The sequence below is a fragment of the Amycolatopsis echigonensis genome (assembly GCF_014174495.1).
Taxonomy (GTDB): domain Bacteria; phylum Actinomycetota; class Actinomycetes; order Mycobacteriales; family Pseudonocardiaceae; genus Amycolatopsis; species Amycolatopsis echigonensis.
The window spans coordinates 1-1638 of the sequence record NZ_JACJHR010000212.1; the positions used below are offsets into that span (position 1 = coordinate 1).

At 66.8% G+C, this 1638-nt stretch carries 1 protein-coding gene; it reads left to right on the forward strand.

The window, feature by feature from the left end:
* Positions 1-106: 106 nt before the first annotated feature.
* A partial coding sequence (locus H5411_RS46330) for a recombinase family protein (protein WP_183128007.1) occupies positions 107-1638 on the forward strand: 1532 nt, incomplete at its 3' end.

Below are 1638 nucleotides of genomic sequence, written 5' to 3' on the forward strand. Positions count from 1 at the left end.
TAAGTCGACGTTAGTAGTGATCTAGTAGCCGCGTAGTCGCCCTGTAGTAGCCGGAGAAACGGCTACTACAGGGCACACGGAAATACCGAACAAGGGGGTCGGAATAATGGCGCGATCCACGACCGCGCAACGCACCAAGAAAGCCGCGATGACCACACTCGGCGACGACGTTCGGGTGGGGATCTATGTGCGGCGCTCCACCGACGACGAACACCAGCCCTACTCCATCGAAGCCCAGGACACACGACTGGACGCCTACATCGGCTCCCAGCCCGGCTGGCGGCTCGTGGCCCGGTTTCCCGACGACGCCTCCGGCGCCACCACCGAACGTGACGGGCTGCAACGCGCACTCGCCGCCGCCCGCGCCGGGTTGATCGACGTGCTGCTCGTCTATCGGGTGGACCGGTTCTCCCGCAACCTGCGGGACATGGTGATGCTGCTCGACGAACTCGACTCCGCCGGGGTCGTGTTCCGGTCGGCGACCGAGCCGTTCGACACCTCGACCCCGATGGGCCGGATGCTGGTGCAGATGCTGGGGATGTTCGCCCAGTTCGAGCGGGACACCATCATCGACCGCGTGATCGCCGGGATGGAACGCAAGCACGCCAAGGGAAAGTGGAAGGGCGGCAAACGCCCCTTCGGCTACCAGGTCGACAAGACCACCCACACCCTCGTCATCGACGAGCACGAGGCGGTGATCGTCAGGTTGGTCTTCGACCTCTACACCAAGGACCGGCTCGGCTCCCGCGCCATCGCCAAAGTCCTCAACGACCGGGGCCACCGCACCAGCTCCGGCGGCAAGTGGTCCGGCTACCAAGTGATCCGCGCCCTGAACAACCGCGTCTACCTCGGCGAACTGACGTTCCGGGAGACCACCGTGACCGACACCCACGCACCCATCATCGACCTCACCCGGTGGGAGCAGGCCCAAGCCATCCTCGACGCCCGCGGCGAATCCCACGCCCACCGGGCCGCGTCCGGCTCCGACTACGTGCTCACCGGCCGCCTGCGCTGCCCGAAGTGCGGCAAGGCCATGATCGGCACCCGAGCCACCGGCCGGAACCGCACCTACCGCTACTACACCTGCTGGAACCTCGCCCGCTACGACGCCAGCAAGTGCGACTTCAAGCGCTTGAACGCCGACGCTGTCGACGCAGCGGTCCTGGACGCGCTGACCGGCTTCTACCGCACCCGGCACGACCTCATCGCCGACGCCATCGCCCACGAGCAGAAGCAACACCGGGCGGCGCACGCTGACCGGCACGCCGAACTCGCCACGGTCGAGAACGAGATGACCAAGACCGGGGTGGCTATCGACCGGTACCTGACCGCATTCGAGCGCGGCACGATGGACGAAGAGCTGGTCGCCGACCGGCTCACCGAGTTGCGCGCCAAGAGCAAGCAACTCCGCGTTCGCCGCGACGAACTGACCCTCGCGCTGGACGACGAGCCCGCCATGCCCGAGCCCGCTACCCTGGCAGCGGTGGCCGATCAGATCGCCGAGATCATCACCGACGGCACCCACAACCAGATCAAGGCACTCGTGGAAGCCCTGGTCGCCAAAGTCACCATCACCGGCCCCGACCGGCTCATCCCGGTCTTCCGCATCCCCCAACCCCGCAACAACGACGGGGCCGC